At 72.3% G+C, this 23,775-nt stretch carries 16 protein-coding genes; 8 read left to right on the forward strand and 8 right to left on the reverse strand.

Annotated features, from left to right (window positions below; all coding sequences use genetic code 11):
• The first annotated feature begins 52 nt into the window (after window positions 1-52).
• The 3 genes from ACN27A_RS15585 (at window position 53) to ACN27A_RS15595 (ending at window position 2,489) form a co-directional block, all read left to right on the forward strand.
• Window positions 53-1,711 carry a sodium:solute symporter family protein gene (locus ACN27A_RS15585; RefSeq protein WP_421453979.1) on the forward strand — a complete coding sequence of 553 codons (1,659 nt, stop codon included), beginning with the start codon at window positions 53-55 and terminating at the stop codon, window positions 1,709-1,711.
• A gap of 16 nt (window positions 1,712-1,727) precedes the next feature.
• Window positions 1,728-2,036: a hypothetical protein gene (locus ACN27A_RS15590; protein ID WP_421453982.1), complete on the forward strand. Its 309-nt coding sequence runs from the start codon at window positions 1,728-1,730 to the stop codon at window positions 2,034-2,036.
• An 87-nt stretch (window positions 2,037-2,123) separates the two neighbouring features.
• Window positions 2,124-2,489, forward strand: a complete 366-nt coding sequence (locus ACN27A_RS15595; protein WP_327029414.1) for a hypothetical protein — start codon at window positions 2,124-2,126, stop codon at window positions 2,487-2,489.
• Window positions 2,490-2,600: 111 nt separating this feature from the next.
• Here ACN27A_RS15595 and ACN27A_RS15600 read toward each other — a convergent pair whose 3' ends face one another.
• Window positions 2,601-4,388, reverse strand: a complete 1,788-nt coding sequence (locus ACN27A_RS15600; protein WP_421453984.1) for a glycoside hydrolase family 6 protein — start codon at window positions 4,386-4,388, stop codon at window positions 2,601-2,603.
• A 568-nt stretch (window positions 4,389-4,956) separates the two neighbouring features.
• Here ACN27A_RS15600 and ACN27A_RS15605 point away from each other — a divergent pair.
• Together ACN27A_RS15605 and ACN27A_RS15610 are read left to right on the forward strand one after the other, a co-directional pair.
• The gene (locus ACN27A_RS15605) at window positions 4,957-6,006 is read left to right on the forward strand and encodes a hypothetical protein (protein WP_421453987.1); all 1,050 of its coding nucleotides are present in this window, start codon (window positions 4,957-4,959) and stop codon (window positions 6,004-6,006) included.
• 1 nt (window position 6,007) lies between these two features.
• Window positions 6,008-6,691, forward strand: a complete 684-nt coding sequence (locus tag ACN27A_RS15610; RefSeq protein WP_421453989.1) for a class F sortase — start codon at window positions 6,008-6,010, stop codon at window positions 6,689-6,691.
• Window positions 6,692-6,776: 85 nt separating this feature from the next.
• Here the strand turns inward: ACN27A_RS15610 and ACN27A_RS15615 are convergent, their stop codons facing one another.
• Window positions 6,777-11,855, reverse strand: coding sequence for an NAD-glutamate dehydrogenase (locus ACN27A_RS15615; protein WP_421453992.1), 5,079 nt, complete (start codon window positions 11,853-11,855; stop codon window positions 6,777-6,779).
• Window positions 11,856-12,142: 287 nt separating this feature from the next.
• Here ACN27A_RS15615 and ACN27A_RS15620 point away from each other — a divergent pair, with 287 nt between their 5' ends.
• Complete coding sequence (locus ACN27A_RS15620; RefSeq protein WP_421453994.1) at window positions 12,143-14,104, forward strand: penicillin-binding transpeptidase domain-containing protein; 1,962 nt, start codon at window positions 12,143-12,145, stop codon at window positions 14,102-14,104.
• A gap of 354 nt (window positions 14,105-14,458) precedes the next feature.
• Here ACN27A_RS15620 and ACN27A_RS15625 read toward each other — a convergent pair whose 3' ends face one another.
• The 6 genes from ACN27A_RS15625 to ACN27A_RS15650 form a co-directional block, all read right to left on the reverse strand.
• Window positions 14,459-15,778 carry an arginase family protein gene (locus tag ACN27A_RS15625; RefSeq protein WP_421453997.1) on the reverse strand — a complete coding sequence of 440 codons (1,320 nt, stop codon included), beginning with the start codon at window positions 15,776-15,778 and terminating at the stop codon, window positions 14,459-14,461.
• An 87-nt stretch (window positions 15,779-15,865) separates the two neighbouring features.
• Window positions 15,866-16,783, reverse strand: coding sequence for a tetratricopeptide repeat protein (locus ACN27A_RS15630; protein WP_421453999.1), 918 nt, complete (start codon window positions 16,781-16,783; stop codon window positions 15,866-15,868).
• 233 nt (window positions 16,784-17,016) lie between these two features.
• Entirely contained in the window at window positions 17,017-18,705 is a 1,689-nt protein-coding gene (locus ACN27A_RS15635; protein WP_421454002.1) for an acyl-CoA mutase large subunit family protein, read from the reverse strand.
• Window positions 18,706-18,813: 108 nt separating this feature from the next.
• Window positions 18,814-19,227: an Asp23/Gls24 family envelope stress response protein gene (locus ACN27A_RS15640; RefSeq protein WP_311412026.1), complete on the reverse strand. Its 414-nt coding sequence runs from the start codon at window positions 19,225-19,227 to the stop codon at window positions 18,814-18,816.
• A 74-nt stretch (window positions 19,228-19,301) separates the two neighbouring features.
• Window positions 19,302-20,237 (reverse strand): methylmalonyl Co-A mutase-associated GTPase MeaB, encoded by a 936-nt coding sequence (gene meaB / locus ACN27A_RS15645; protein WP_421458480.1) that lies wholly within the window; start codon window positions 20,235-20,237, stop codon window positions 19,302-19,304.
• Between the two features lie 102 nt (window positions 20,238-20,339).
• Window positions 20,340-21,539 (reverse strand): acetyl-CoA C-acetyltransferase, encoded by a 1,200-nt coding sequence (locus tag ACN27A_RS15650; protein WP_421454005.1) that lies wholly within the window; start codon window positions 21,537-21,539, stop codon window positions 20,340-20,342.
• A 61-nt stretch (window positions 21,540-21,600) separates the two neighbouring features.
• Here ACN27A_RS15650 and mce point away from each other — a divergent pair, with 61 nt between their 5' ends.
• Window positions 21,601-22,074: a methylmalonyl-CoA epimerase gene (gene mce, locus ACN27A_RS15655; RefSeq protein WP_121399562.1), complete on the forward strand. Its 474-nt coding sequence runs from the start codon at window positions 21,601-21,603 to the stop codon at window positions 22,072-22,074.
• 345 nt (window positions 22,075-22,419) lie between these two features.
• Window positions 22,420-23,775 carry a crotonyl-CoA carboxylase/reductase gene (gene ccrA / locus ACN27A_RS15660; RefSeq protein ID WP_421454009.1) on the forward strand — a complete coding sequence of 452 codons (1,356 nt, stop codon included), beginning with the start codon at window positions 22,420-22,422 and terminating at the stop codon, window positions 23,773-23,775.

The raw sequence follows: 23,775 nt of genomic DNA on the forward strand, positions 1-23,775 counted from the left end.
TTGCCCGCGCGCACACTCAACGGGCACAGACGGTCGACGAAGGGTTACCGGGATGGACGGCGATGGCCTGCGGCTGAACATGAACGTCCTGGACTACGGCATCCTGGCGCTCTACTTCGTCACGGTGCTCGGTGTCGGTTTCGCCGCCCGGCGGGCCATCCGGACCAGCGTCGACTTCTTCCTCTCCGGCCGCTCGCTGCCCGCCTGGGTGACCGGCCTGGCCTTCGTCTCGGCAAACCTCGGGGCGCTGGAGATCATCGGCATGGCCGCCAACGGCGCCCAGTACGGCGCGATGACGCTGCACTACTACTGGATCGGCGCCGTGCCGGCGATGGTCTTCCTCGGCATCGTGATGATGCCGTTCTACTACGGTTCCAAGGTCCGCAGCGTGCCCGAGTACCTGCGGCTGCGCTTCAACCGCCCCACCCACCTGCTGAACGCGCTCAGCTTCGCCGTCGCCCAGGTGCTCATCGCCGGCGTGAACCTCTACGCCCTGGCACTGATCATGCAGGCGCTGCTCGGCTGGCCGCTCTGGGTCGCCATCGTGGTCGGCGCGCTGATCGTGCTGGCGTACATCACCGTGGGGGGACTCTCCGGGGCGATCTACAACGAGGTGCTCCAGTTCTTCGTGATCATCGCGGGCCTGCTGCCGATCACGATCCTGGGACTGGTCAAGGTGGGCGGGGTGTCCGGCCTGATGGACGCGGTGCGCGAGTCCAAGCTGGGCGAGGCGGGGCTGCACACCTGGCAGGACACCGGCGGCACCGACAACCCGCTCGGCGCGCACTGGATCGGCATCGTCTTCGGGCTCGGCTTCGTGCTCTCCTTCGGCTACTGGACGACCAACTTCGCCGAGGTGCAGCGCGCGCTGTCGGCCAAGAACATGAGCGCCGCCCGGCGGACGCCGATCATCGCCGCGTACCCGAAGCTGCTCATCCCGGTGGTCACGGTGATCCCCGGCCTGGTCGCCCTGGTGACGGTGCAGGGGCTCGGCGCGGAGAGCGGCGACCTGGTCTACAACAACGCGATCCCGCTGCTGATGCGTGACCTGCTGCCCAACGGCGTGCTCGGGATCGCCGTGACCGGCCTGGTCGCGTCGTTCATGGCCGGCATGGCAGCGAACGTGAGCGGCTTCAACACCGTGTTCACCTACGACATCTGGCAGCAGTACGTGCGCCGGGACCGCCCCGACGACTACTACATCCGCATCGGCCGGTGGGCGACTGTCGGCGGCGTGCTGGTCGGCATCGGCACGGCGTTCATCGCCGCCGGCTTCAGCAACATCATGAACTACATCCAGGCGCTGTTCTCGCTGTTCAACGCGCCGCTGTTCGCCACCTTCATCATCGGCATGTTCTGGCGGCGGATGAGCGCGGCGGCCGGCTTCCTCTCCCTGCTGCTGGGCACCCTGGCGGCGCTGGCCACCTACCTGCTCTACAAGGCCGGGGTGGTGCACTTCAACTCCGACCTGGAGGAGAGCTTCTGGGGTGCCGGCATCGCGTTCGTCACGGCGGCCGTCGTCGCCGCCGTCGTCACCCCGTTCACCGCGAGGAAGCAGGACGAGGACCTGCGCGGGCTGGTCTACGGCATGGGCGCCGTCGACGTGAAGGGCGACCTGCTGACCGGGGACGCCGTCTGGTGGCGCTCCCCGGTGCTGCTCGGCCTGATCGCGGTGGCGCTGTCCCTCCTCCTCTACGTGCCGTTCTTCTAGGAAGGGGCGCTCGGCCATGAGCATGGAAAACCTCAACCCGCACGGGCACGACCGGTCGGTCGAGGCCACCGAGGAGGCCCGCCGCCGTTCGGCCGCCGCCCGGCTGTTCGACATCCGCCGGGTGATCGGTGGCCTCTTCACGGCGTACGGGGCGATCGTCACCCTGATCGGCGTCTTCGACGGCGAATCCGCCGTGCAGAAGGCGCAGGGGGTCCGGATCAACCTCTGGGCGGGTCTCGGCATGCTCGCCTTCGGCGTGCTGATGCTGCTCTGGCAGTGGCGCAATCCGGTCGAACCGCCGGAGACCTCCGACGAGGAGCGCTGAGCCGCCCCGCCGGCACCCGCATGGGCACCGCCCCGCCGGGTACGCGAGCAGGATCAGGAGACCACCTGGCGACGGGAGGGCAGCGACATGACGGATCGTGACCGTGACCGACCGCTGGAGGAGAGCCCGGAGGTGGCCGCGGCGGTCGAGGACGACACCGGCATCCCGCAGCTGAGGACCGGCGGCGGCGCCGACCGCGACACTCCGTCGTTCACCGGGGACCGGTCGGGCGGCGACGAGCTGATCGGCGACCCGTACGCCGCCGGCACCGGCGCGACCGGCACCGGCACGGGCGCGGCCCCGGACGACATCCGCACCGGGGCGGAGCAGCCCTGGGAGCCGGAGGACCTGGTCGCGGCCCGGGGGCAGGACATCACGCCGGAGAACGTCGAGCGGGCCCGCCGGGACCTGGCCGAGCTGGGCCGCGCGGCGATCGAGAAGACGGTGCCCTGACCGGCGTACGCGAGGGGCCCCCGGCCCGACCGTCGGACGGTCGGACCGGGGGCCCGGGGAACCTGCCGCTGGAGCGCCTCACCTACTGCCAGCGGCGGGTGGGCTCCAGTCTCAGAGCGCCGGGTACGCGTTCTGCATGAGCTGCGTGAACTGCGCCGGGAACCAGGCGCCCGAGATCGGGGCGTCCGGCAGGGCGCCGCTCATGCTGTTGCCGTTGCGGGCGTTGCCGGTGTAGGTCGGGTCGCACATCCGGTCGAAGCCCTTGCCCTCGTTGTTCGGGATCTCCTTGCTGGAGCCGTCCGACTCGCCCGGGGGCTTCACCCAGACGTAGGCGTCGATGCCCGGCTCCGGCGCGGCCTTCGGGCGCTCGCCCAGGCCGGCCCCGGCCTGGTTGCACCAGTTGCCGGCGTGGATCCGACGGTCCACCCGACCGCCGTTGACGTACGTGTCCACGCTGGTCGTCGCGCCCGGGCCGGTGGGCCGGGCGGTGCCGCCCCAGCCGTTGCGGGACGTGTCGATCAGCATGCCGATCTTCGAGTCGAAGCCCTTGGCGACGAGCTCGTTGCGGAACGCCTGGGCGAACGAGAGCTCGTCCACGTAGAAGTTCCAGTCGATCCACTTCGACTGCCGCACGCTGGTGCCGTTGACGTTGTCGGTGATCTTGATGTACGGCTCACGCAGCGCCGAGTAGTTGGCGGTGTTGACGATGAAGCCGTGCACGTTGTTCACCGTGCTGCCGGAGGCGACGGCGGCGTCCTTCAGGATCTGCGCGGTCGGGCTGAAGTTGCTGTCCCAGCCGATCCAGCCGTGGTGGGCGGCGTCGATGTAGTTGTAGACGTTGCCGATCGCGCCCAGCTTCGACAGGGCGTAGCCGACGCCGTTGACGTAGGCGCCGTTGGCCTTCACCGTGTCGCACATCGCGGTGCCGCCGGGGTTGCCGGAGGTGTTGGTCACCAGGTTCGGCAGCGAGTCGATCTCGATGATGTTGACGATCCGCAGGCTGGCGTACTTCGGGTCGGCCTGGATCGCGGCGATCGGGTCGATGTACTCGGCCTTGTAGCGCGGCAGTTCGTGAGCCTGGAGCTCACCGTTGGAGGCCAGCGCGGCGCAGTCGCGGCCGGGCAGGTTGTAGATGACGAACTGGATGTAGTTCGCCCCCTGCTCGAGCGCCTTGTTCAGGTGGTCGCGGACGCCCATCGCGCCGTTGGAGCTGCTGTCCGGGGTGCCGTTGATGGCGGCGATCCGGTCGATCCAGACGGCGGTCGGGTTGTTCGACACCCGGCTGCCGCCGGGCACGGACTCGGCCTTCGCCTTCCACTCCGGGTTCACGTACCCCTTGGCGTTGAGGTACGGGTTGTCCACCCGCTGGCCGGGGGGCGGCGTGGTGGGCGGCGGGGTCGTGGGCGGCGGGGTGGTCGGCGGGGGCGTCGACGGCGGCGGGGTGCTGGGCGGCGGGGTGGTGGGGTTGGTGCCGCCGTTGCAGGTCACGCCGTTGAGCGTGAACGACGTCGGCTTCGGGTTGCTGCCGCTCCAGGCGCCGTTGAAGCCGAGGCTCACCGTGGCGCCGCTGGCCACCACGCCGTTGTAGGACTCGTTCTGCGCGGTGACGTTCTGGCCGCTCTGCGACCAGCGGGCCGACCAGCCCTGCTGCACCCGCTGGCTGCCGTCGGGGAAGGTGAAGCCCAGCGTCCAGCCGTTGAGGGCGTCACCGGTGTTCTTGATGTTGACGGAGGCGGTGAACCCGCCCTGCCAGTCGCTTGTCGTGTACGACACGTCGCACTGAGTGGCGGCGTGTGCCACGGTGACCGGCAGGGTCACCAGTCCGCCCGCGACCAGAGCGCCCGCGCCACCGAGCGCGAGGGCCCGGCGGGGGCCGGACAGCCTTCTCCACACATTCATGCTACTGATCTCCTTGGGCGAGACCGGATCCGCGAACGGCCCGGCGATACGGCCCGATGGGCGTCCTGCGCGGACGTCCGCCGGTACCACGGGTTCTTCGGGGGGTGCCCGACCCGGACGGGCGTTTGGTGGTGGTCCGACCGGCGCCGATGGGCCGGTCGGGAGGCGGGAGGTCGTCCGGCGGACCGGTGCCCTCGACTCCTGCCTGCGCGGTGTGGCTCCCCGAACCGCGTGCAGCGATTCTTGCATGGGAGCGCTTCCATGGCAATGCCTCGATGTGAGAGCAGCGGCCGAGGGGGACGGCCGGTGCCGGCGGGGCGGACGGGACGGGACGGGACCACCGGCGCGGGCACGCGCCGCGCGACCGACCCTCCGGGTGCCGCGAGGGCGGGAACCACCCGAGCCGGGCGGACACGCCGCCAAAGCGGCGTAGCTCTCCTACCGCCCTTACCCTCCACAAATACCAAAACACGAATCTTTCCCTGCATAGCTCGTGAAACGGTCTAACGTCGTCCGTAGCTCGGTTGTCACCGGGCTCCAGGACAACAGGGATGGAGTGACGCAGGTCATGGCAAACAAGATGCTCGGGAAGGTCGTTGCTGGCGCGGCCCTCGGTGGCGCCTCCTTGCTCGTGTTCACGCCGGGGATCGCGTTCGCGGACGGCCAGCACGACGACGAGGGCAAGGTCTACGCCAAGCCGCACGTCGTCAGGGCGGGCGAGACGGTCAAGCTGCTCGAGGTCTGCCCCGACCGGCAGGAGCACGCCTACGTGTGGTCGAAGGTCACCGGCAAGGTCAAGCTCAAGCCGGCCGAGGGCCGCAACCACTGGCGTGGCGGGGAGGAGGACTCCCGCGACAACGGCCGCGACCACGAGGACAAGGGCCGCGACCACGACAAGGGCAAGGACCACGAGGACAAGGGCCGCGACCACGGCAAGGACGACAACGGCAAGGACGACAACGGCAAGGGCGAGACGCCCAAGCCGCAGCCGTCGAACACCGCCACCGGACAGCCGCAGCCGCCGGCCAACGGTGGCCAGCCGCCCGCCAACGGCCAGGGTGGCGGCGCCGCCGACGCCGGCGCCGAGGGCGAGCGCGACTGGAAGGGCTACGAGCACGGCCAGGACGCCGAGGGCGACCGTGAGGGCCGCGACAAGGGCCACGACAAGGGCGACCGCGAAGGCCGCGAGGGCCGCGAGGACAAGTACGGCTCGGGCAGCAGCGGCTCGGACGAGTACGACCGCGAGGACCGCAAGGACCACGACGGGTACGGCTCGGACGAGTACGACCGCAAGGGCCACGACAGCGGCTGGTCGGACGAGGAGTCCGAGGGCAACGGCAAGGACGAGGACCGCTGGGAGCACAAGCGGGACTTCATCTACTACGGCGAGGCCGAGGTCTCCGAGGACGCCAAGCCGGGCCGCTACGAGCTCAAGGGCTCCTGCGGCGAGGGCGAACTGGTCGTGCTGCCGCGCGGCGGGGTCGACGGTGGTGACGGTGGCGCCGCCGCCGGCACCGACCGGGGCCTGGCCGCCGGTGGGGCGAGCCTGATCGGCGCGGCGGCCCTGGGCGGCCTCGTGCTGATGCGCCGGCGTCGGACCGATGAGTCCTTCGTCTGACATGACGGCGACACCGGCCGGCGGCCGTCACGGGACACCGTGGCGCGCCGCCGGCGCGGCCGTCGTCGTCGTGGTCGCCATGGTCGGCGCCGGTCTGATCGGCGCCTCGGTCAAGAACGCCCCCGCGCCCCGCCCCCCGCAGCCCCTGGCCGCGCCCGCCAGCACCGGGCCGGCAGACGCCGACGTGCCGAACCCCGACGCGGACCCGGACGTCGCCGGCACGGGCCTGGCGCGCTCCGCCCCCACCACGATCGCCATCCCCCGGATCGGGGTCGACGCCTCGATCATGTCGCTCGGCACCAACCCGGACGGCACCGTCCAGGTGCCCCCGCTGGAGCAGGCGCAGTTGGCCGGCTGGTACGAGCCGGGGCCGAGCCCGGGGGAGATCGGCAACGCGGTCATCGTCGGGCACGTCGACTCCGCGGCGATCGGGCCGGCGGTCTTCTTCTCCCTCGGTGCCCTGCAACCGGGCGACACCATCACCGTCACCCGGGAGGACGGGCAGCAGGCCACCTTCACCGTGGAGTCGGTCAAGGCGTACCCGAAGACGGAGTTCCCGACCGAGCAGGTCTACGGCCCCAGCGACCGGCCCGGCCTGCGCGTGGTGACCTGCGGCGGGACCTTCGACCAGGCCGCCGGCAGCTACCCCGACAACGTGGTCGTCTTCGCCTCCATGCCGGCGTGAGCCGGCAACCGCGCGGCAACCTCCACCCGGGGACACGACGCGGCCCGGCCGGTCGGGAGACCGGCCGGGCCGCATGCCGTACGGGTCAGGCGGCGGCGGAGGTCCGCACCAGGGTGCGGATCTGACGCAGCAGCACCGACAGGGCGGCGAGATCCGCCCGGGACTCGTCGAACTCGCCCATCGCCCGCTCGGCGCGGTGGATCGACGTGGCGTTCGACTGCTCCCACTGGAGCACCCGCTCCTGCGGCGACAGGCTGCCGGCGGTGGAGTCGAGCACCTCCGCGGTCAGCGCGGCCAGCGCGGCGTACAGGTCGTAGCGCAGCGCCATCCGGGCCAGCGTCTGCCAGCGGTCCTCGCGCGGCAGCAGGGAGATCTTCGACAGCAGCGAGTCGACCCGGAACCGGTCGGAGAGCACGAAGTAGACCGAGGCCACCTCGCCCACGTCCCGCCCGCTGCTCGCCGCGGTCTCCACCACGTCGAGCAGGCCGAAGCTGTACATCAGCCGGGTCGCCTGCTCCGCCAGGTCACGCGGCAGCCCCCGCTCGGTGAGCGAGTCGATGTGCGCCGCGAGGGAGTCCCGCTCGCTGCCGTAGAAGCGCTCCTCCAGGTCGGGCAGGAGCTGGGCCACCCCGTCGCGCAGCCGGGCGATCTCCGCCGGCACGTCGATCGGCGAACGGCGGTTGGTCACCAGCCACCGCACCGCCCGGTCGAGCAGGCGCCGGGTGTCCAGGTAGACGCTGGTCTGCAACTCGGGGTCGATCCTGTTGTCCAGGGCCTCCACCGCGTCCCACAGCGCGCGCAGCCCGAACACCTCGCGGACCACCACGTACGCCCGGATCACGTCCGCCGCCGAGGCGGCCGTCTCCTCGACCACCCGGAAGACGAACGAGATGCCGCCCCGGTTGATCGCCTCGTTGACCAGCACCGTCGTCACGATGTCCCGACGCAGCCGGTGCTGGCCCATCCGGTCGGCGAACCGCTCGCGCATGGGCGTCGGGAAGTAGTTGACCAGGACCTCGGTCGTCCACTCCTCGTCCGCGAGCCCCTCCGCCAGGATCTCCGTCTCAAGGACGATCTTGACGTACGCGAGCAGCACCGCGAACTCCGGCGCGGTCAGCCCGGACTCGGTCCGTACCGCCATCTCGTCGTCCGGCGGCAGCGCCTCCAGGGACCGGTCCAGCGCCCCCGAGCGCTCCAGATCGGTGATCATCCGCCGGTGCACCGGCAGCAGCGAGGCGGCCTGCGCCTGCGCGTTGTTGATCGCCCGGGCCTGGTCGTAGTTGTCCCGCAACACCAGCTCGGCGACCTCGTCGGTCATCGCGGCGAGCAGCTCGTCCCGCTCGGGAACGGTCAGCGCGCCGTCGGCGACCGCCGTGTTCAGCAGGATCTTGATGTTCACCTCGTGGTCGGAGCAGTCCACCCCGGCCGCGTTGTCGATGAAGTCCGTGTAGATCCGGCCGCCGGTCTGGGCGTACTCGATGCGGCCGAGCTGGGTCCAGCCCAGGTTGCCGCCCTCGCCGGCCACCCGGCAGCGCAGGTTCCTGCCGTCCACCCGGATCGCGTCGTTGGACTTGTCGCCCACCTCCGCGTTGGTCTGGCTGGAGGCCTTCACGTACGTGCCGATGCCGCCGTTCCAGAACAGGTCGACCGGCGCCGTCAGGATCGCCTTCATCAGCTCCTGCGGCGACATCTGCGTGACGTCGTCGCCCAGGCCCAGCACCGCGCGGACCTGCGGCGAGACCGGCACCGACTTGGCGGTACGCGGGTACACCCCGCCGCCGGCCGAGATCAGTGCCCGGTCGTAGTCCTCCCACGACGAGCGGGGCAGGTCGAACAGCCGCTTCCGCTCGGCGTACGAGGCGGCGGCCTCCGGGTCGGGGTCGAGGAAGATGTGCCGGTGGTCGAACGCGGCCACCAGCCGGATGTGCTCCGACAGCAGCATCCCGTTGCCGAACACGTCGCCGGACATGTCGCCGACACCGACCACGGTGAAGTCCTGCGTCTGGGTGTCGTGACCCATCTCGCGGAAGTGCCGCTTCACCGACTCCCAGGCGCCCCGGGCGGTGATGCCCATCTTCTTGTGGTCGTAGCCGGCCGAGCCACCGGAGGCGAACGCGTCGCCGAGCCAGAACTGGTGCGCCGTGGAGATCTCGTTGGCGATGTCCGAGAACGTCGCCGTGCCCTTGTCCGCCGCGACCACCATGTACGGGTCGTCCCCGTCGTGCCGGACCACGTCCTCCGGCGGCACGATCTCGCCGCTGACGATGTTGTCCGTGACGTCCAGCAGCGCCGAGATGAACTCCTTGTAGCAGACGACCGCCTCGTCGCGGTCCCCCGGCTTCTGCTTGAGTACGAAGCCGCCCTTGGCGCCCACCGGCACGATGACGGCGTTCTTCACCATCTGCGCCTTGACCAGGCCGAGCACCTCGGTGCGGAAGTCCTCCCGGCGGTCGGACCAGCGCAGCCCGCCCCGGGCCACCGGCCCGAACCGCAGGTGCACGCCCTCGAAGCGCGGCGAGTAGACGAAGATCTCGAACTTCGGCCGCGGCGCCGGCAGGTCGGGGATCGCCTGCGGGTCCAGCTTGAGCGCCACGTACGACTTCGGCCGCCCGTCGGTGCGCTTCTGGTAGAAGCTGGTGCGCAGGGTGGCCTGGATCATCGTCAGGTAGGCGCGCAGGATCCGGTCCTGGTCGAGGCTGGCGACGTCGTCCAGCGCGGCCCGGATGTCGCCCACCAGCTCGGCGCTGCGCTGCTGCCGCTGCTCGTGGCCGTCCCCGCCGGGCGCGAACCGCACCTCGAACAACTCCACCAGCAGGGCGGCGATCCTCGGGTACGCGATGAAGGTCTGCTCCATGTACTCCTGGGAGAAGACCGTGCCGGCCTGGCGCAGGTACTTCGCGTACGCGCGCAGCACCACGACCTGCCGCCAGGTGAGGCCGGCGCGCAGCACCAGCTCGTTGAAGCCGTCCACCTCGGCCTCGCCCCGCCACGCCGCCGCGAAGGCGTTCTCCACGTGCGGGCGCACCTCGGACAGCTCCTGGTGGCCCTCTGGCAGCCGCAGCCCGAAGTCGTAGAGGTAGACCCGACCGTCGATCCGGTCCACCTCGTGCGGGTGCTCGTCGACCACCTTGACGCCGAGCGAGTGCAGCACCGGCAGCACGGCCGAGAGCATCATCGGCTCGCCGTAGCGGTAGACCTTGAAGCGGACGTCCATCGCCTCGTCGACGTCCGGCCCCCGCCCGCCGGCCCGCGGCGCGAGCTGCTTGCGGAACAGGTGCATCTCCAGCTGGCCGGGCTCCTCCAGCAGCTCCAGCTTCGCCAGGTCCTTCATGGCCTCGTACGGCGTGTGGCCGTCCTTGTAGCCCTCCGGGAAGGCGTCGGCGTAGCGGGTGAACAGGTGCTTGGCCTGCTCGTCGCCGAGCTTGCGCTCCAGCACCAGCCGGTAGTCGTCGTCCCAGAGCCGGGTCGCGTCGGCCAGCTCCTCGGCGAGCAGGTCGGCGTCGATGTCGCCCGGGGTCCGGCTCGGGTCGGTCCGGACGATGAAGTGCACCCGGGCGAGCATCGACTCGGTGACCCGGGTCGTGTAGTCGACCCCGACACCGTTCAGCTCGCGCAGCAGGATGTCCTGCATCCGCAGGCGGTTCTGGGTGGTGAACCGGTCCCGGGGCAGGTAGATCAGGCAGGAGATGAACCGCCCGTACGCGTCCCGACGCAGGAACACCCGCAGCTGCCGGCGGCCGGCCATCCGCAGCACCCCGATGACCGCGTGGTAGAGGTCCTCGGTCTTGATCTGGAACAGCTCGTCGCGCGGGTAGGTCTCCAGGATCTGGAGCAGGTCCTTGCCGGAGTGGCTGCGCTGGCTCAGGCCGGAGCGGTCCAGCACCTCGGCCACCTTGCGGCGGACCACCGGCAGTTCCTGCACGCTGGTCCGGTACGCGGCCGTCGAGAACAGCCCCAGGAAGCGCCGCTCGCCGATCACCTCGCCGGCCTCATTGAAGATCTTGAAGCCGATGTAGTCGAGGTAGGCGGAGCGGTGCACGGTGGCCCGCGAGTTCGCCTTGGTGATGATCAGCAGCCGCTTCTCGGTGACCTTGTCGTGCGCCTCGGGCGTCATCGACGACAGCGGCCGGGCCTCCGGGGAGTCCTGGCGCAGGATGCCCAGGCCGGTGCCGAGCACCGCCTCCAGGGCCTGGCCGCTGCCCCGCTCCCCGTCCCCGGCACCCGACTCGCCGGTGTCGACCAGCCGGTACTCCCGGTAGCCCAGGAACGTGAAGTGGTCGTGGGCGAGCCAGCGGAGCAACTCCACCGAGTCCGTGATGTCCTTCTCCGGCACCGGCGGCCGGTTGTCCGACGTCCGCGCGGCGGCCAGCTCGTCGGCGAGGGCGAGGGCGCGCTGGCGCATCTTCGGCCAGTCCTCCACCGCCTCCCGCACGTCGGTGAGCACCCGCTGGAGCTCCCGGCGCAGCCGGTCCCGCTCGGCGGCGTCGCGTACCGGGTCGATCTCGATGTGCATCCAGCTCTCGACCAGGTCGCCGGCGATGGCGTCGTCGGGCTCGACGTCGGCGGAGACCTCGACCAGCTGGCCCAGCGGCTCGCGCCGGACCACCACCAGCGGGTGGACCAGCAGGTGCACGTCCAGGTGGTGCGAGTTGAGCAGGGCGGTCACCGAGTCGACCAGGAACGGCATGTCGTCGGTGACGATCTCGATGACGGAGTGGTGCTGCTCGGCGTCGGGCTCGTGGATGCGGAGCTTCAACTCGCCCGGTACGCGCTGCTGGGCGAGGTCGCGGTGCGCCCGGGCCGCCTCCAGCATCTCCTCGGCGGTGAAGCCGATCAGCTCCTCGTCCGGCGCGAACCGCCAGAAGCGGCTGACCAGGGTCGCCGCGTCGTGGTCGTCGCCGGCGAGCGCGACCGCCTGGGCGACCAGGCGCTCCACGTTGGGAACCGGCTCGTCGAGCTCGTTGTCCTCCACGTCGTCGGCCAGCGCGTCAACGGGCAGGCCCAGATCGTAGAGGGTGTCGATACTCGAACCGGTCATCCCGGTCACTCCTGTGTCGAGCCGGCCGAAGCCGTCCCCGTCGGTCGCCGAATCGAAGCTGTCGTCCCGGCCGGTGTCATCCTGCCGGAGGTCGGGTCCCGGTTTGATCGCCGGACGCCGGTCCATCGGTGCCACTCCCCTCGACCCACCGCATTGTGGGTCACTCTGCCGCCCAGCCTAGGCCCTGCCGTTCCGCCCCTTGCTCGGCGGACCACAGTGCGGACGTCCGGTTCCGGACTTCGTCCTTTCACCCGTTGCGGGTACGAGGTTGGCCGGTTCAGGAGTACCCCGCCACCAGTCGTTCATCACCCGGGCAGCGGCTCTCTTTCCGCACGTCCCGGTGCGGGGGGACGGTACGGACGGCGCCGCCGTACTAGCGTGCAGGGCAGTTCCGAGATCGGAGATCCGCTTCCATGCGCCTGTCGTACCCCCGCCGCCCCCGCCGCAACCGGCTCCGCCCGCCGCTGGCGCTGCTCGCCGCGACCGCGCTCGCAGCCGGCGCCCTCACCGCGTGCTCGGGCGGTGACGGACCGGAGCGCAGCGTCGACGCGTTCCTGTCCGGCTGGCGCTCGGGCGACCTCCAGGCCGTCGGCTTCGTCGACCCGACCGGCGCCAAGGTGCCGGCGGCCGACGTCGCCCGCGAGCTCAAGGAGCTCTCCGGCGAGCTGGCGACCACGCCGCCGACGCTGACCCGCCGGGGCGAGGCGAAGGTGACCAAGGACGTCGCGACCGCGGTGGTCAAGGTCGACTGGGCCCTCCCGGGCGGGACCCGTTGGGCGTACGAGCGTCCGGTGCGGCTCACCCGCGGCGGCGACGAGTGGCGGGTGATCTGGGAGCCGCAGCTGGTGCAGGAGCAGCTCACCCGGGGCGACCGGCTCGGGCTGCGCCGCGACACCGCCACCCGGGCCGCGGTGCTCGACGCCGCCGGCCAGCCGATCGTGGCGCCCCGACCCGTGGTGCGGGTCGGGCTCCAACCGGGCGAGGTCACCGACCTCCCCGGCCTGACCCGGAGGCTGGACGCGGCCTTCCGGGCGATCCGACCGGCGATCACCCCGCCGGTGGACCTCTCCGGGCTGCGCAAGCGGCTCGACGACGCGGATCCGGGCGCGTTCGTCGAGGTGGTGACCCTGCGCGAGGAGGCGTACCGGCAGATCAAACAACGCATCTACGACCTGCCGGGCACCAAGTTCCGCAGCGACAAGCTCGACCTGGCTCCCACCCGCGAGTTCGCCCGGGCGGTGCTCGGCTCCGTCGACCCGGCCCAGGCCGACGACCTCGCCCAGCACCCCGACCGCTACCAGGCCGGCGACCTGGTGGGTCACGGGGGCCTCCAGGGCCGCCACGACGAGCGGCTACGCGGCGCGGCTGGGCTGACCGTGATCACCGAGCGCCCCGGCCCGGACGGCACGCTGGTGCCCACCGGCACCGAGGTGTTCCGCAGCGAGCCGAAGCCGGGGCAGCCGGTCAGGACCACGCTCGACGTCGCCACCCAGAACGCGGCCGACACCGCCCTGCGCGGCGAGAAGCGCCGGGCGGCGCTGGTGGCGGTGCGGATCAGCGACGGCGCGGTGCTCGCCGCAGCCAACGGTCCCGGCGCTGCCGGGGAGAACCTGGCCTTCACCGCCCAGGTCCCGCCGGGCTCCACCTTCAAGATGGTCAGCGCGCTCGGCCTGCTCGACCGGGGCGCGGTCACGCCGGCCGCGACGGTGGACTGCCCGAAGACGTTCACGGTCGACGGCAAGCCGTTCAAGAACTCCGACAACTTCGTGCTGGGGCCGGTGCCCTTCCGCACCGACTTCGCCAAGTCCTGCAACACCGCGTTCGCCGCGCTGGCGCCGAAGCTCGGCCCCGACGGGCTGGCCGTGACCGGTCGTTCCCTCGGGCTGGAGGGGCAGTGGGACGTCGGCCTCGACGCCTTCACCGGCAAGGTCTCGGCGAACGGCGGGGCGACCGAGCAGGCCGCCGCCGCCATCGGCCAGGGCACCACGCTGGTCAGCCCGCTGGCCATGGCGTCGGCCACCGCGGCGGTCGCCCGGGGCCGGTTCGAGCAGCCGAAGCTGGTCCTCGACCCCGCCCCGGCCCAGCCCGCCGCCCCCGGCCCGCAGCTCAAGCCGGAGTCGGTCGAGGGGGTCCGGGCGATGATGCGGGAGGTGGTCACGGCCGGCTCCGGCAGCGCGCTGCGGGACGTGCCGGGCGCGCCGGTGCACGGCAAGACGGGCACCGCCGAATACGACGACAACCCGGCGCACACGCACGCCTGGTTCGTCGGCTGGCAGGGCGACGTCGCGTTCGCGGTCTTCGTCGAAAAGGGCGGAGCCAGCACCGCCACCGCCGTCCCCGCCGCCGAACGCTTCCTCCGCGCCCTCTCCCGCTGACCAACCTCACCGGCCTCGGTGCCGAGGCCGGCGCCCGTGCCGAGGCCGGCGGTTTTGACGTCCATGGCGTCCTGATCACCACTGGGTGGCGGGCGTTCCCCGCGCAACCGGAGCGACGCTGTGGAGCTGCCCCTACCGACGAGGCAGGCGCCGACGCAGCCGAGCGCACGTCCGGCGATCCACCGGTGGAACGTCATGGGTGTCAAAGACCTCCGGTGACACCCTTGACGTTCCACTCGTCACCTCGCGTGCCACCAGCCGCCTCGCCTCGCCCTGAACCGGGCACGTGCGGTCAGCCGTCCCGGCGCGGCGGGACCGCAGGTGGACGCACAGATGGGGCAGCTCGACAGGAGGTCAGGCGATACCGGCGGCGGATGGCGAGGTGCCGTCCTCGGGCGCGGGCAGCGGGTCGCCCGGGTCCAGGCCCGCGAGCGGTGCCCGGCGCAGCAGGCCCGGGCCTGCCGAGGCGGGCGGGCCGACGGGTTCCGGCTCGGCGGGACCGTCGGAGGCGGCGGCAGCCGGGGCCACCGGCCCGAGCGGCCGGAGCGGGGTTGGCGGAACGTCCTCGGCACGCTCCCCGGCGCCGCCCGGGTGCCGGTCGTCGCCGTCGCTGCGTGCAACGGGGGCGGCAACGAGCGCCGGGGCGGACGCCGACGGCGTGGTGGGGGCGGAGGGCCTGGTGGGGGCGGCAGAGCGTGACGGCGCGGGCGGGGCGGCGGACGCAGACGGGCCCGGCAGCAGTCGGGGCGGCGAAGCCGTCGGCGCCGAGACCGGGCGCAGCCCGGCCACCACGGTGTTGACGATCTCGGCCGCGTACGCGCCGTCCGGGTCGTAGTCGGGGTCGAAGACGGTCAGCTCGACGCCGAGGCAGTGCGGGGTGTCGACGAGGCCGGCGAGCAGGATCTCCAGCTCGGCGAAGGCGATCCCGCCCGGGTCGGGGGCGTCGACCGCCGGCATCACGGCCGGGTCCAGCACGTCCACGTCGATGTGCACCCAGTAGCCGGCGCAGTCGGCGAGCTGCTCGTGCGCCCACTGTGCCGTACGCGCGGCGCCCTCGGCGCGCAGCGCCGGCACCGGCCGGGTGGTGATCCCGGCGGCCTGGAGGTCGAGGCGGTACTCGTCCTGCGCCCGGATGCCGAGCACCACCACGTCGATGTCCCGGAAGTACGGCCGGCGCCCCTCGATGGCGGCCAGGTCGGCCTGCCCCCGCCCGGTGACCAGCGCGAGGTCCTCGCCGGCCGCCGCGCCCACGTAGGAGGCGTTGCCGGGGTGCCGGAAGTCGGAGTGGCCGTCGACGAAGACCAGCCCGATGCGCCCGCCGACCGCCTCGCCGAGCCGGTGCATGGCCAGTGCCGAGCCGAGCAGGATGGAGCAGTCGCCGCCGAGCACCAGCGGGAACTCGCTGCGGTCGATGATGGCGCCGATCCGCTCCGCGAGCGCCACCGAGTAGTCGGCGATCTCGCGGGCGTGGCAGACCCCGTCGCCCGGTCGCCAGTCGCCGGGGTCGTAGCGGGGCGCGGTGAGGCAGCCCGCGTCGCGGGCCCGCAGCCGGGCGAGCAGCCCCTGGTCGCGCAGCGCGCCCGGGGCCTTGCCGCAGCCAGGGACCGAGGTGGACGTGGGTGGGCGCAGGCCGAGGTTGCTGGGCGCGTCGAGGACGGCGATCCGGCGCATCATGGGCTCCCGTCCTCGAGGTGTCGGGCGGGCCGGCCGGAACGCCGGCCCGCGCTGGCGTGCTACGTACTCACAAGCAGGGCGTGGTGCTCAGAACAGGGCGCTGGCCAGGGCCCGGCGCGCCGCGGCGACCGCGGGATCCTCCGGCCCGGCGACCGTGAAGAGGCTGACCAGGTGCTGGCGTACCTTCTCCCGCTCCTCACCGGCGGTGCGACGGACCAGGCCCACCAGGCGGGCGTACGCCGCCTCGGCCTGACCGCTGAGCACCTCGATGTCGGCGGCCAGGAGCTGGGCCTCGACGTCGTCGGGGTTCGCCTGGGCGGCGGCGACGGCCGCGCCCGGGTCGGCCCCGGCAACCCGGCGGGCGAGCCCGACCTGGGCGAGGCCCGCCTCCGCCGCGGCGTCCGCGGGCGACTCCGCGAGGATCTTGCGGTACGCCTGCTCGGCCGCGTCGAGATCGCCGCTCATCAGGGCGTCGTCGGCCTCGTCGAGGCGCGGGTCCTCCGGCTCGGCGACACTCACGCCACCGGCCTTGAGCACCGCCTGGATCCACTGCCGCAGCTGTGCCTCGGGCACCACGCCGGAGAAGGCGTCGATCGGCTGGCCGCCGACCACCGCGTAGACCATCGGGATGCCCTGCACCCGGAACATCTGGGCGATCCGGGGGTTGGCGTCCACGTCGACCTTGGCGAGCACCCAGGCGCCGCCGCCCTCGGCGGCCAGCCGCTCCAGCACGGGGCTCAGCTGCTTGCACGGCTCGCACCACTCGGCCCAGAAGTCCACGATCACCGGTGTGGTGAGCGAGCGCTCGAGAACCTCGGACTGGAATGTCGCCTCGCTCACGTCGATGACGGCGACGCCGCCACCGGCGGCGCCGGGGAAATCGCCGGAGGGGGCGGACTGGGCCGGGGTGGCCGGGCGGGCAGGGGCCGGTGCGGGGGTGCGCAGCGCGCTGAGGTCGACCGCGCCGCGGGTGAAGATCGACGAGGTGATCCGTGGGTCGCTCATGGTTACCTAGTCTCGCACGCGACCCACGGAACTCAGATCAACCGCGACGGCGACAGTTGCGACTGTCACGGCTGCTCCCGCCCTTCCCCACCCCGTCCCGCGTCCCTGCCCGACCTCCCGCCCGGCACGGCGCGATCCCGCACCTCCGGTCCCCGGTACGAGGCCTGCCCGGCGGCTGCCGGGACACGGGGTGCGGGATCGCGGTGGAGCGGGATCGCGAGGTGGGGACGGGGTCAGAAGCGGGCGGGTTCGCGGTAGACGCCCCACTCGGCGCGCAGGGCGTCGCAGATCTCGCCGAGGGTGGCCTCCGCGCGGACGGCGTCCAGCATGGCCGGGATCATGTTGCCGTCGGTCCGGCCGACGGCGACCATCCGCTCGATGGCGGCCTTGACGGCGGCGTCGTCGCGGCCGGCCTTCCGCTCGGCCAGCACCCGGCGCTGCTCCAGCTCCACCTCGTGCGAGATGCGCAGGATCTCCAGGTCCTTGGCGACCGTGCCGGTGTGGCAGTTGACCCCGACGATCCGCTTGTCGCCCTTCTCCAGCGCCTGCTGGTAGACGAAGGCGGACTCGGCGATGTGGCCGGTGAACCAGCCGTCCTCGATGCCGCGCAGGATGCCGGAGGTCATCGGGCCGATCCGGTGCGGACCCTCCCCGCCGAGCTGCCGGATCCGGGCGAAGATCTCCTCCGCCTCGGCCTCGATCTTGTCGGTGAGCGCCTCGACGTACCAGGACCCGCCCAGCGGGTCCGCCACGTTGGTCACCCCGGTCTCCTCCATCAGCACCTGCTGGGTACGCAGGGCGATCTCGGCGGACTCGTCGGTGGGCAGCGCCAGGGTCTCGTCCAGGGCGTTGGTGTGCAGCGAGTTGGTGCCGCCGAGCACCGCCGCGAGCGCCTCCACGGCGGTACGCACCACGTTGTTGACCGGCTGCTGGGCGGTCAGCGACACCCCGGCGGTCTGCGTGTGGAACCGCAGCCAGAGCGCCTTCTCACTGGTCGCGCCGTAGACGTCGCGCAGCCAGCGGGCCCAGATGCGGCGGGCGGCCCGGAACTTGGCGATCTCCTCGAAGAAGTCGACGTGCGAGTCGAAGAAGAAGCTCAGGCCGGGCGCGAAGACGTTGACGTCGAGTCCCCGGGAGAGCCCCAGCTCGACGTAGCCGAACCCGTCGGCGAGGGTGTACGCCAACTCCTGCGCGGCGGTCGAGCCGGCCTCGCGGATGTGGTAGCCGGAGACCGAGAGCGGCTTGTAGCGCGGGATCTCCCGGGCGCAGTACTCCATCAGGTCGCCGATCAGGCGCAGGTGCGGCTCCGGGTCGAAGAGCCACTCCTTCTGCGCGATGTACTCCTTGAAGATGTCCGTCTGCAAGGTGCCGTCCAGGGTGGACAGGTCGGCGCCCTGCCGCTCGGCGGCCACCAGGTACATGCAGAACACCGGCACGGCCGGCCCGGAGATGGTCATCGACGTGGTGACCCCGGCCAGGTCGATGCCGTCGAAGAGGGTCTCCATGTCGGCGGCGGTGTCGATGGCGACGCCGCAGTGGCCCACCTCGCCGAGCGCCTGCGGGTCGTCGGAGTCCCGGCCCATCAGCGTGGGCATGTCGAAGGCGACGGAGAGGCCCCCGCCGCCGGCGCCCAGGATCATCTTGTAGCGCTCGTTGGTCTGCTGGGCGTTGCCGAACCCGGCGAACTGCCGGATCGTCCAGGTCCGCCCGCGGTAGCCGGTCGGGTAGAGGCCCCGGGTGTACGGGTACTCGCCCGGCCAGCCGATGCGCTCGAAGCCCGGGTAGGCCACGCCCTCCGGCGGCCCGTAGACCGGGTCGACGGGCATCCCGGAGAGCGTGGTGAAGTCGGCGTCCCGCTTGCGCGCGGCGTCGTAGCGGGCCTGCCAGCGCGCCCGTCCGGCGGCGATCTCGTCGGCGTTCATCGGCGGGGCTCCTCCTCGAGTCCTCGACTGCACTGCGAGTGTAGAGCCCAGACCTGAACGATCGCTAAGTAAGTTCGTACCGGCAGGTAACCTGGGCCGCCGGGCGCGTCACGCGACGGGCGCGGCGGGACCGCCCAGGGCCACGTCGTCGACCCTGATGTTGACCTCGTCGACCCGCAGCCCGTACGCCTCGACCGCCCCGGCGACCTGCGCCCGGACCTCGGCGGTCACCTGCGGCACCGCCCGGCCGGCCTCGATCACGATGACCAGGTTGACCACCGCCGCGCCGTTCGTCACGTGGGCCGAGCAGCCGCGCCGGGCGTCGCCGACCTGGTCGAGCCCGACCTTGTCGAGCACCGCGTTGAAGAACCGGGCCACGTCGCCGCCCAGCTCGACCACCCCGGGCACGGACCGCGCGGCGGCCACCGCGATCTTCTCCACCACCTCGTCGGAGACGAGCGTCGTCCCGCCCGGCACCGCGTCCGGCGTCACCGACAGCTCCTGCGTCGCCTCGTCGCCCATCGTCTCCCCACTCCGCCGCGCACCGCCCCACGCCGACCGTGCAGCGGTGCGAGCGTACTAGCTCGACGGGCCCCTCAGGAGCCGAGTTGGGAGAGCAGTTCGTCGGCCGCCGCGTACGGGTCGAGGGCGCCCTCGGCCACCTTCGCGGCGAGCGCCGGCAGCTCCGTACCGTCGCGCAGGGAACCGATCCGGGCGCGGAGCACGCCCAGCGCGATCGCCTCGACCTCGGCGGCGGCCCGCGCCTCCTGGCGGCGACGCAGCTCGCCGTGCTCGACCAGCCAGGCGCGGTGCTTGTCGACGGCGGCGGCGATGTCGTCGATCCCCTCGCCCCGGGAGGCGATCGCGCGCACCACCTGCGGCCGCCAGTCGCCCGGGCCGCGCTCGCCCAGGGCGATCATGCCCTGGATGTCGCGGTAGGTGGCGTCGGCGCCGTCCCGGTCGGCCTTGTTGACCACGAAGACGTCGGCGATCTCCAGGATGCCGGCCTTGACCGCCTGGATCGCGTCGCCCATGCCGGGGGCGAGCAGCACCAGCGTGGTGTCGGCCAGCGAGGCGACCTCCACCTCGGCCTGCCCGACGCCCACGGTCTCCACCAGCACGACGTCGCAGCCGGCGCCCTCCAGCACCCGCACCGCCTGCGGCGTGGCGGCGGACAGCCCGCCCAGGTGGCCCCGGCTCGACATCGACCGGATGTAGACGCCCGGGTCGGTGGCGTGGTCCTGCATCCGGACCCGGTCGCCGAGGATCGCCCCGCCGGTGAACGGGCTGGACGGGTCGATGGCCAGCACGCCCACCCGGTGGCCGCGGGCGCGCAGCGCCCGGACCAGCTCGTTGGTGGTGGTCGACTTGCCCACCCCGGGCGAGCCGGTCAGCCCGACCACCTGGGCCTGGCCGGCGTACGGCGCGAGGGCCGCCGCGATCCGCGGCAACGTCTCGTCGCCCGACTCGACCAGGGTGATCAGCCGGGCCACGGCGCGCGGATCGCCCGCGCGGGCCCGCTCGACCAGCATCGGCACGTCCCGGCTGCGGCGCACCGGGGGTGCGCCGGCCGCCGGGACGTTGTCGACGATCTCGCTCACTGTGCTGCCTCTACGGGATCGGCCGGCCGGCGGTCAGTGACCGCTCTCGCCGGGGGCCGGGACGTGGATGATCAGGGCGTCGCCCTGGCCGCCGCCGCCGCAGAGCGCCGCGGCGCCCGTGCCGCCGCCCCGGCGCTTGAGCTCCAGCGCGAGGGTGAGCACCAGCCGGGCGCCGGACATGCCGATCGGGTGGCCCAGCGCGATCGCCCCGCCGTTGACGTTGACCTTGTCCGGGCTGATCCCGAGGTCACGGGTGGACTGGATGCCCACCTGGGCGAACGCCTCGTTGATCTCGATGAGGTCCAGGTCCTCGATGCCGAGCCCGCCCTTCTTGAGGGCGTGCTGGATCGCGTTGGACGGCTGCGAGTGCAGGGAGTTGTCCGGGCCGGCGACGTTGCCGTGCGCGCCGATCTCGGCCAGCCAGGTCAGCCCCAGCTCCTTGGCCTTGGCCTTGCTCATGACGACCACCGCGGCGGCGCCGTCGGAGATCGGCGAGGAGCTGCCGGCGGTGATGGTGCCGTCCTTGGCGAACGCCGGGCGCAGCTTCGCCAGCGACTCGACGGTGGTGTCCGGGCGGATCCCCTCGTCCTCGCTGATCACCAGCGGGTCGCCCTTGCGCTGCGGGATGACCACCGGGGTGATCTCGTCGGCGAAGTGGCCGTTCTTCTGCGCGGCGGCGGCCCGCTGGTGGCTGGTCGCGGCGAACGCGTCCTGCTCCTCGCGGGTGATGCCGTGCCGCCCGTTGTGCCGCTCGGTGGACTCCCCCATCGCGCAGCTGTCCCAGGCGTCGGTCAGCCCGTCGAGCGCCATGTGGTCCTTGACCACCACGTCGCCGTACTTGTAGCCGCCGCGCTGGCCGAGCAGCAGGTGCGGGGCGTTGGTCATGGACTCCATGCCGCCAGCGACGACGACGTCGAACTCGCCGGCGCGGATCAGCTGGTCGGCCAGGGCGATCGCGTCCAGGCCGGAGAGGCAGACCTTGTTGACGGTCAGCGCCGGCACGGACATCGGGATGCCGGCCTCGACCGCCGCCTGGCGGGCCGGGATCTGTCCGGCGCCGGCCTGGAGCACCTGCCCCATGATCACGTACTGGACCTGCTCGGGGGCGACGCCGGCCCGCTCGAGCGCCGCCTTGATCGCGATGCCGCCGAGCCTGGTCGCGGGGAGGTCCTTGAGGTTGCCCAGCAGGCGCCCCATCGGGGTCCGCGCGCCGCTGACGATCACCGAAGCCATGCCTGCCTCCGAGGGGGTGCCGACCTGTACGCCTTAACGATTGTTCGGTCAGACTAGCGTCATGGCTGAGAACTCCCCCGTCGAGACCGCTGCCGACTATGTCACAGACATCGGCCTGCGCCGCATCGACCACGTCGGGGTCGCCGTCGCCGACCTGGACGCCGCGATCGACTTCTACCAGCGCACCTTCGGGATGCGCTGCGTGCACACCGAGGTGAACGCCGAGCAGGGCGTACGCGAGGCGATGCTGGCCGTCGGCCCGGACGCCGAGGGCGGCTGCGTGCAGTTGCTCGCCCCGCTGACCCCGGAGTCGACCATCGCCAAGTTCCTCGACAAGAAGGGCCCGGGCGTGCAGCAGGTGGCGTACACCGTCGAGGACATCGACGCCGCCTGCGCGAAGCTGCGCGAGCGGGGCGTGAAGCTGCTCTACGACACCCCGAAGCGCGGCACCGCCAACTCGCGGGTCAACTTCGTCCACCCGAAGGACGCCGGCGGGGTGCTGGTCGAACTCGTCGAGCCCGCCGCCGGGCACTGATCCCCCGCCTCCGGCCCCCGCCGACCGGGCGGGGGCCGGGGGCCACTCCCCGGCTGGCGGAAGAGGGGCCGGGGGCCGCTCCCCGGCTGGTGGGAGAGGGCCGGAGGCCCCGCCGAGCGCGCCGGTGCGTGGTTCCGCCGCCGCCCGGGCACCTCCACGCATCGGCCAATGCAGTTTTTCACAGAGGACTTCCGGCCCTACCTACTGTTCAGTAACGTCCCGCCCCACAGGAGCGCGGCCGGTACCGGATGTGTCGGATGCCGACATGGCGGTGGCCCGCACCGACGCCGACGATGGCAGCACCCAGGCCCGCGTGGGCGGGGTGCGGACGAACGGGAGGTCGACGTGCAGGACATCCTCGAAGCGATCATGGCGGCGGAGGGATCCGACCAACCCGCACGGGAGCTCGCCGGGATCGGCGGCCTACCGGTACCCGAGACGTACCGCGGCGTGGTGGTGCGCGCCGACGAGACCCGGATGTTCGACGGCCTGGCCACCCGGGACAAGGACCCACGCAAGGCGCTGCACGTGCAGGAGGTGCCGACGCCGGAGCTGGGCCCGGGCGAGGCGCTGGTCGCGGTGATGGCGAGCGCGATCAACTACAACACGGTCTGGACCAGCATCTTCGAGCCGCTGCCGACCTTCAAGTTCCTCCAGCGCTACGGCCGGCTCTCCGAGCTGACCCGCCGGCACGACCTGCCGTACCACGTTGTGGGCTCCGACGCCGCCGGCGTGGTGCTGCGCACCGGGCCCGGGGTGACGAAGTGGAAGGCCGGCGACGAGGTCGTCGCGCACTGCCTCTCCGTGGAGCTGGAGGACGCGGCCGGGCACGACGACACCATGCTGGATCCGCAACAGCGGATCTGGGGCTTCGAGACCAACTTCGGCGGCCTGGCCGAGCTGTGCGTGGTCAAGGCCAACCAGCTGATGCCCAAGCCGCGCCACCTGAGCTGGGAGGAGGCGGCCAGCCCGGGGCTGGTCAACTCGACGGCGTACCGGCAGCTGGTGTCGCACCACGGGGCGAACATGAAGCAGGGCGACGTGGTGCTGATCTGGGGCGCCTCCGGCGGCCTCGGCGGCTACGCCACCCAGATGGCGCTCAACGGCGGCGCGATCCCGGTCTGCGTGGTCTCCTCGCCGGAGAAGGCGGAGCTGTGCCGGAAGATGGGCGCCGAGCTGGTGATCGACCGCACCGCCGAGGGCTTCCGCTTCTGGTCCGACGAGCAGACCCAGGACCAGGACGAGTGGCGCCGCTTCGGCGAGCGCATCCGCGAGCTGACCGGCGGCGACGACCCGGACATCGTCTTCGAGCACCCCGGCCGGGAGACCTTCGGCGCCAGCGTCTACGTGGCCAAGAAGGGCGGCACCATCGTCACCTGCGCCTCCACCAGCGGCTACCTGCACCAGTACGACAACCGCTACCTCTGGATGCACCTGAAGCGGATCATCGGCAGCCACTTCGCCAACTACCGCGAGGCGTGGGAGGCCAACCGGCTCGTGGCCCTGGGCAAGGTCCACCCCACCGTGTCGAAGACCTACGCGCTGGAGCAGACCGGCCAGGCCGCGTACGAGGTGCACCGCAACGCGCACCAGGGCAAGGTCGGCGTCCGCTGCCTGGCCCCGACGGACGGCCTCGGCGTACGCGACCGCGAGCTGCGCTCCCGGCACGAGGACGCGATCAACCGGTTCCGCGGCCACTGA

Origin of the sequence: Micromonospora sp. WMMD737 (assembly GCF_049179055.1) — a bacterium.
Classification (GTDB): domain Bacteria; phylum Actinomycetota; class Actinomycetes; order Mycobacteriales; family Micromonosporaceae; genus Micromonospora; species Micromonospora reichwaldensis.

Bases quoted from the DNA above. Each gene is read 5' to 3' on its own strand.
- ACN27A_RS15650 (WP_421454005.1), bottom strand. From the start codon at position 21,539: ATGGCTTCGGTGATCGTCAGCGGCGCGCGGACCCCGATGGGGCGCCTG.
- ACN27A_RS15610 (WP_421453989.1), top strand. From the start codon at position 6,008: ATGACGGCGACACCGGCCGGCGGCCGTCACGGGACACCGTGGCGCGCC.
- ACN27A_RS15615 (WP_421453992.1), bottom strand. From the start codon at position 11,855: ATGGACCGGCGTCCGGCGATCAAACCGGGACCCGACCTCCGGCAGGAT.
- ACN27A_RS15640 (WP_311412026.1), bottom strand. From the start codon at position 19,227: ATGGGCGACGAGGCGACGCAGGAGCTGTCGGTGACGCCGGACGCGGTG.
- ACN27A_RS15600 (WP_421453984.1), bottom strand. From the start codon at position 4,388: ATGAATGTGTGGAGAAGGCTGTCCGGCCCCCGCCGGGCCCTCGCGCTC.
- ACN27A_RS15620 (WP_421453994.1), top strand. From the start codon at position 12,143: ATGCGCCTGTCGTACCCCCGCCGCCCCCGCCGCAACCGGCTCCGCCCG.
- ACN27A_RS15595 (WP_327029414.1), top strand. From the start codon at position 2,124: ATGACGGATCGTGACCGTGACCGACCGCTGGAGGAGAGCCCGGAGGTG.
- meaB (WP_421458480.1), bottom strand. From the start codon at position 20,237: ATGCTGGTCGAGCGGGCCCGCGCGGGCGATCCGCGCGCCGTGGCCCGG.
- ACN27A_RS15630 (WP_421453999.1), bottom strand. From the start codon at position 16,783: ATGAGCGACCCACGGATCACCTCGTCGATCTTCACCCGCGGCGCGGTC.
- ACN27A_RS15585 (WP_421453979.1), top strand. From the start codon at position 53: ATGGACGGCGATGGCCTGCGGCTGAACATGAACGTCCTGGACTACGGC.
- ACN27A_RS15625 (WP_421453997.1), bottom strand. From the start codon at position 15,778: ATGATGCGCCGGATCGCCGTCCTCGACGCGCCCAGCAACCTCGGCCTG.
- ACN27A_RS15605 (WP_421453987.1), top strand. From the start codon at position 4,957: ATGGCAAACAAGATGCTCGGGAAGGTCGTTGCTGGCGCGGCCCTCGGT.
- ACN27A_RS15590 (WP_421453982.1), top strand. From the start codon at position 1,728: ATGAGCATGGAAAACCTCAACCCGCACGGGCACGACCGGTCGGTCGAG.
- ACN27A_RS15635 (WP_421454002.1), bottom strand. From the start codon at position 18,705: ATGAACGCCGACGAGATCGCCGCCGGACGGGCGCGCTGGCAGGCCCGC.
- mce (WP_121399562.1), top strand. From the start codon at position 21,601: ATGGCTGAGAACTCCCCCGTCGAGACCGCTGCCGACTATGTCACAGAC.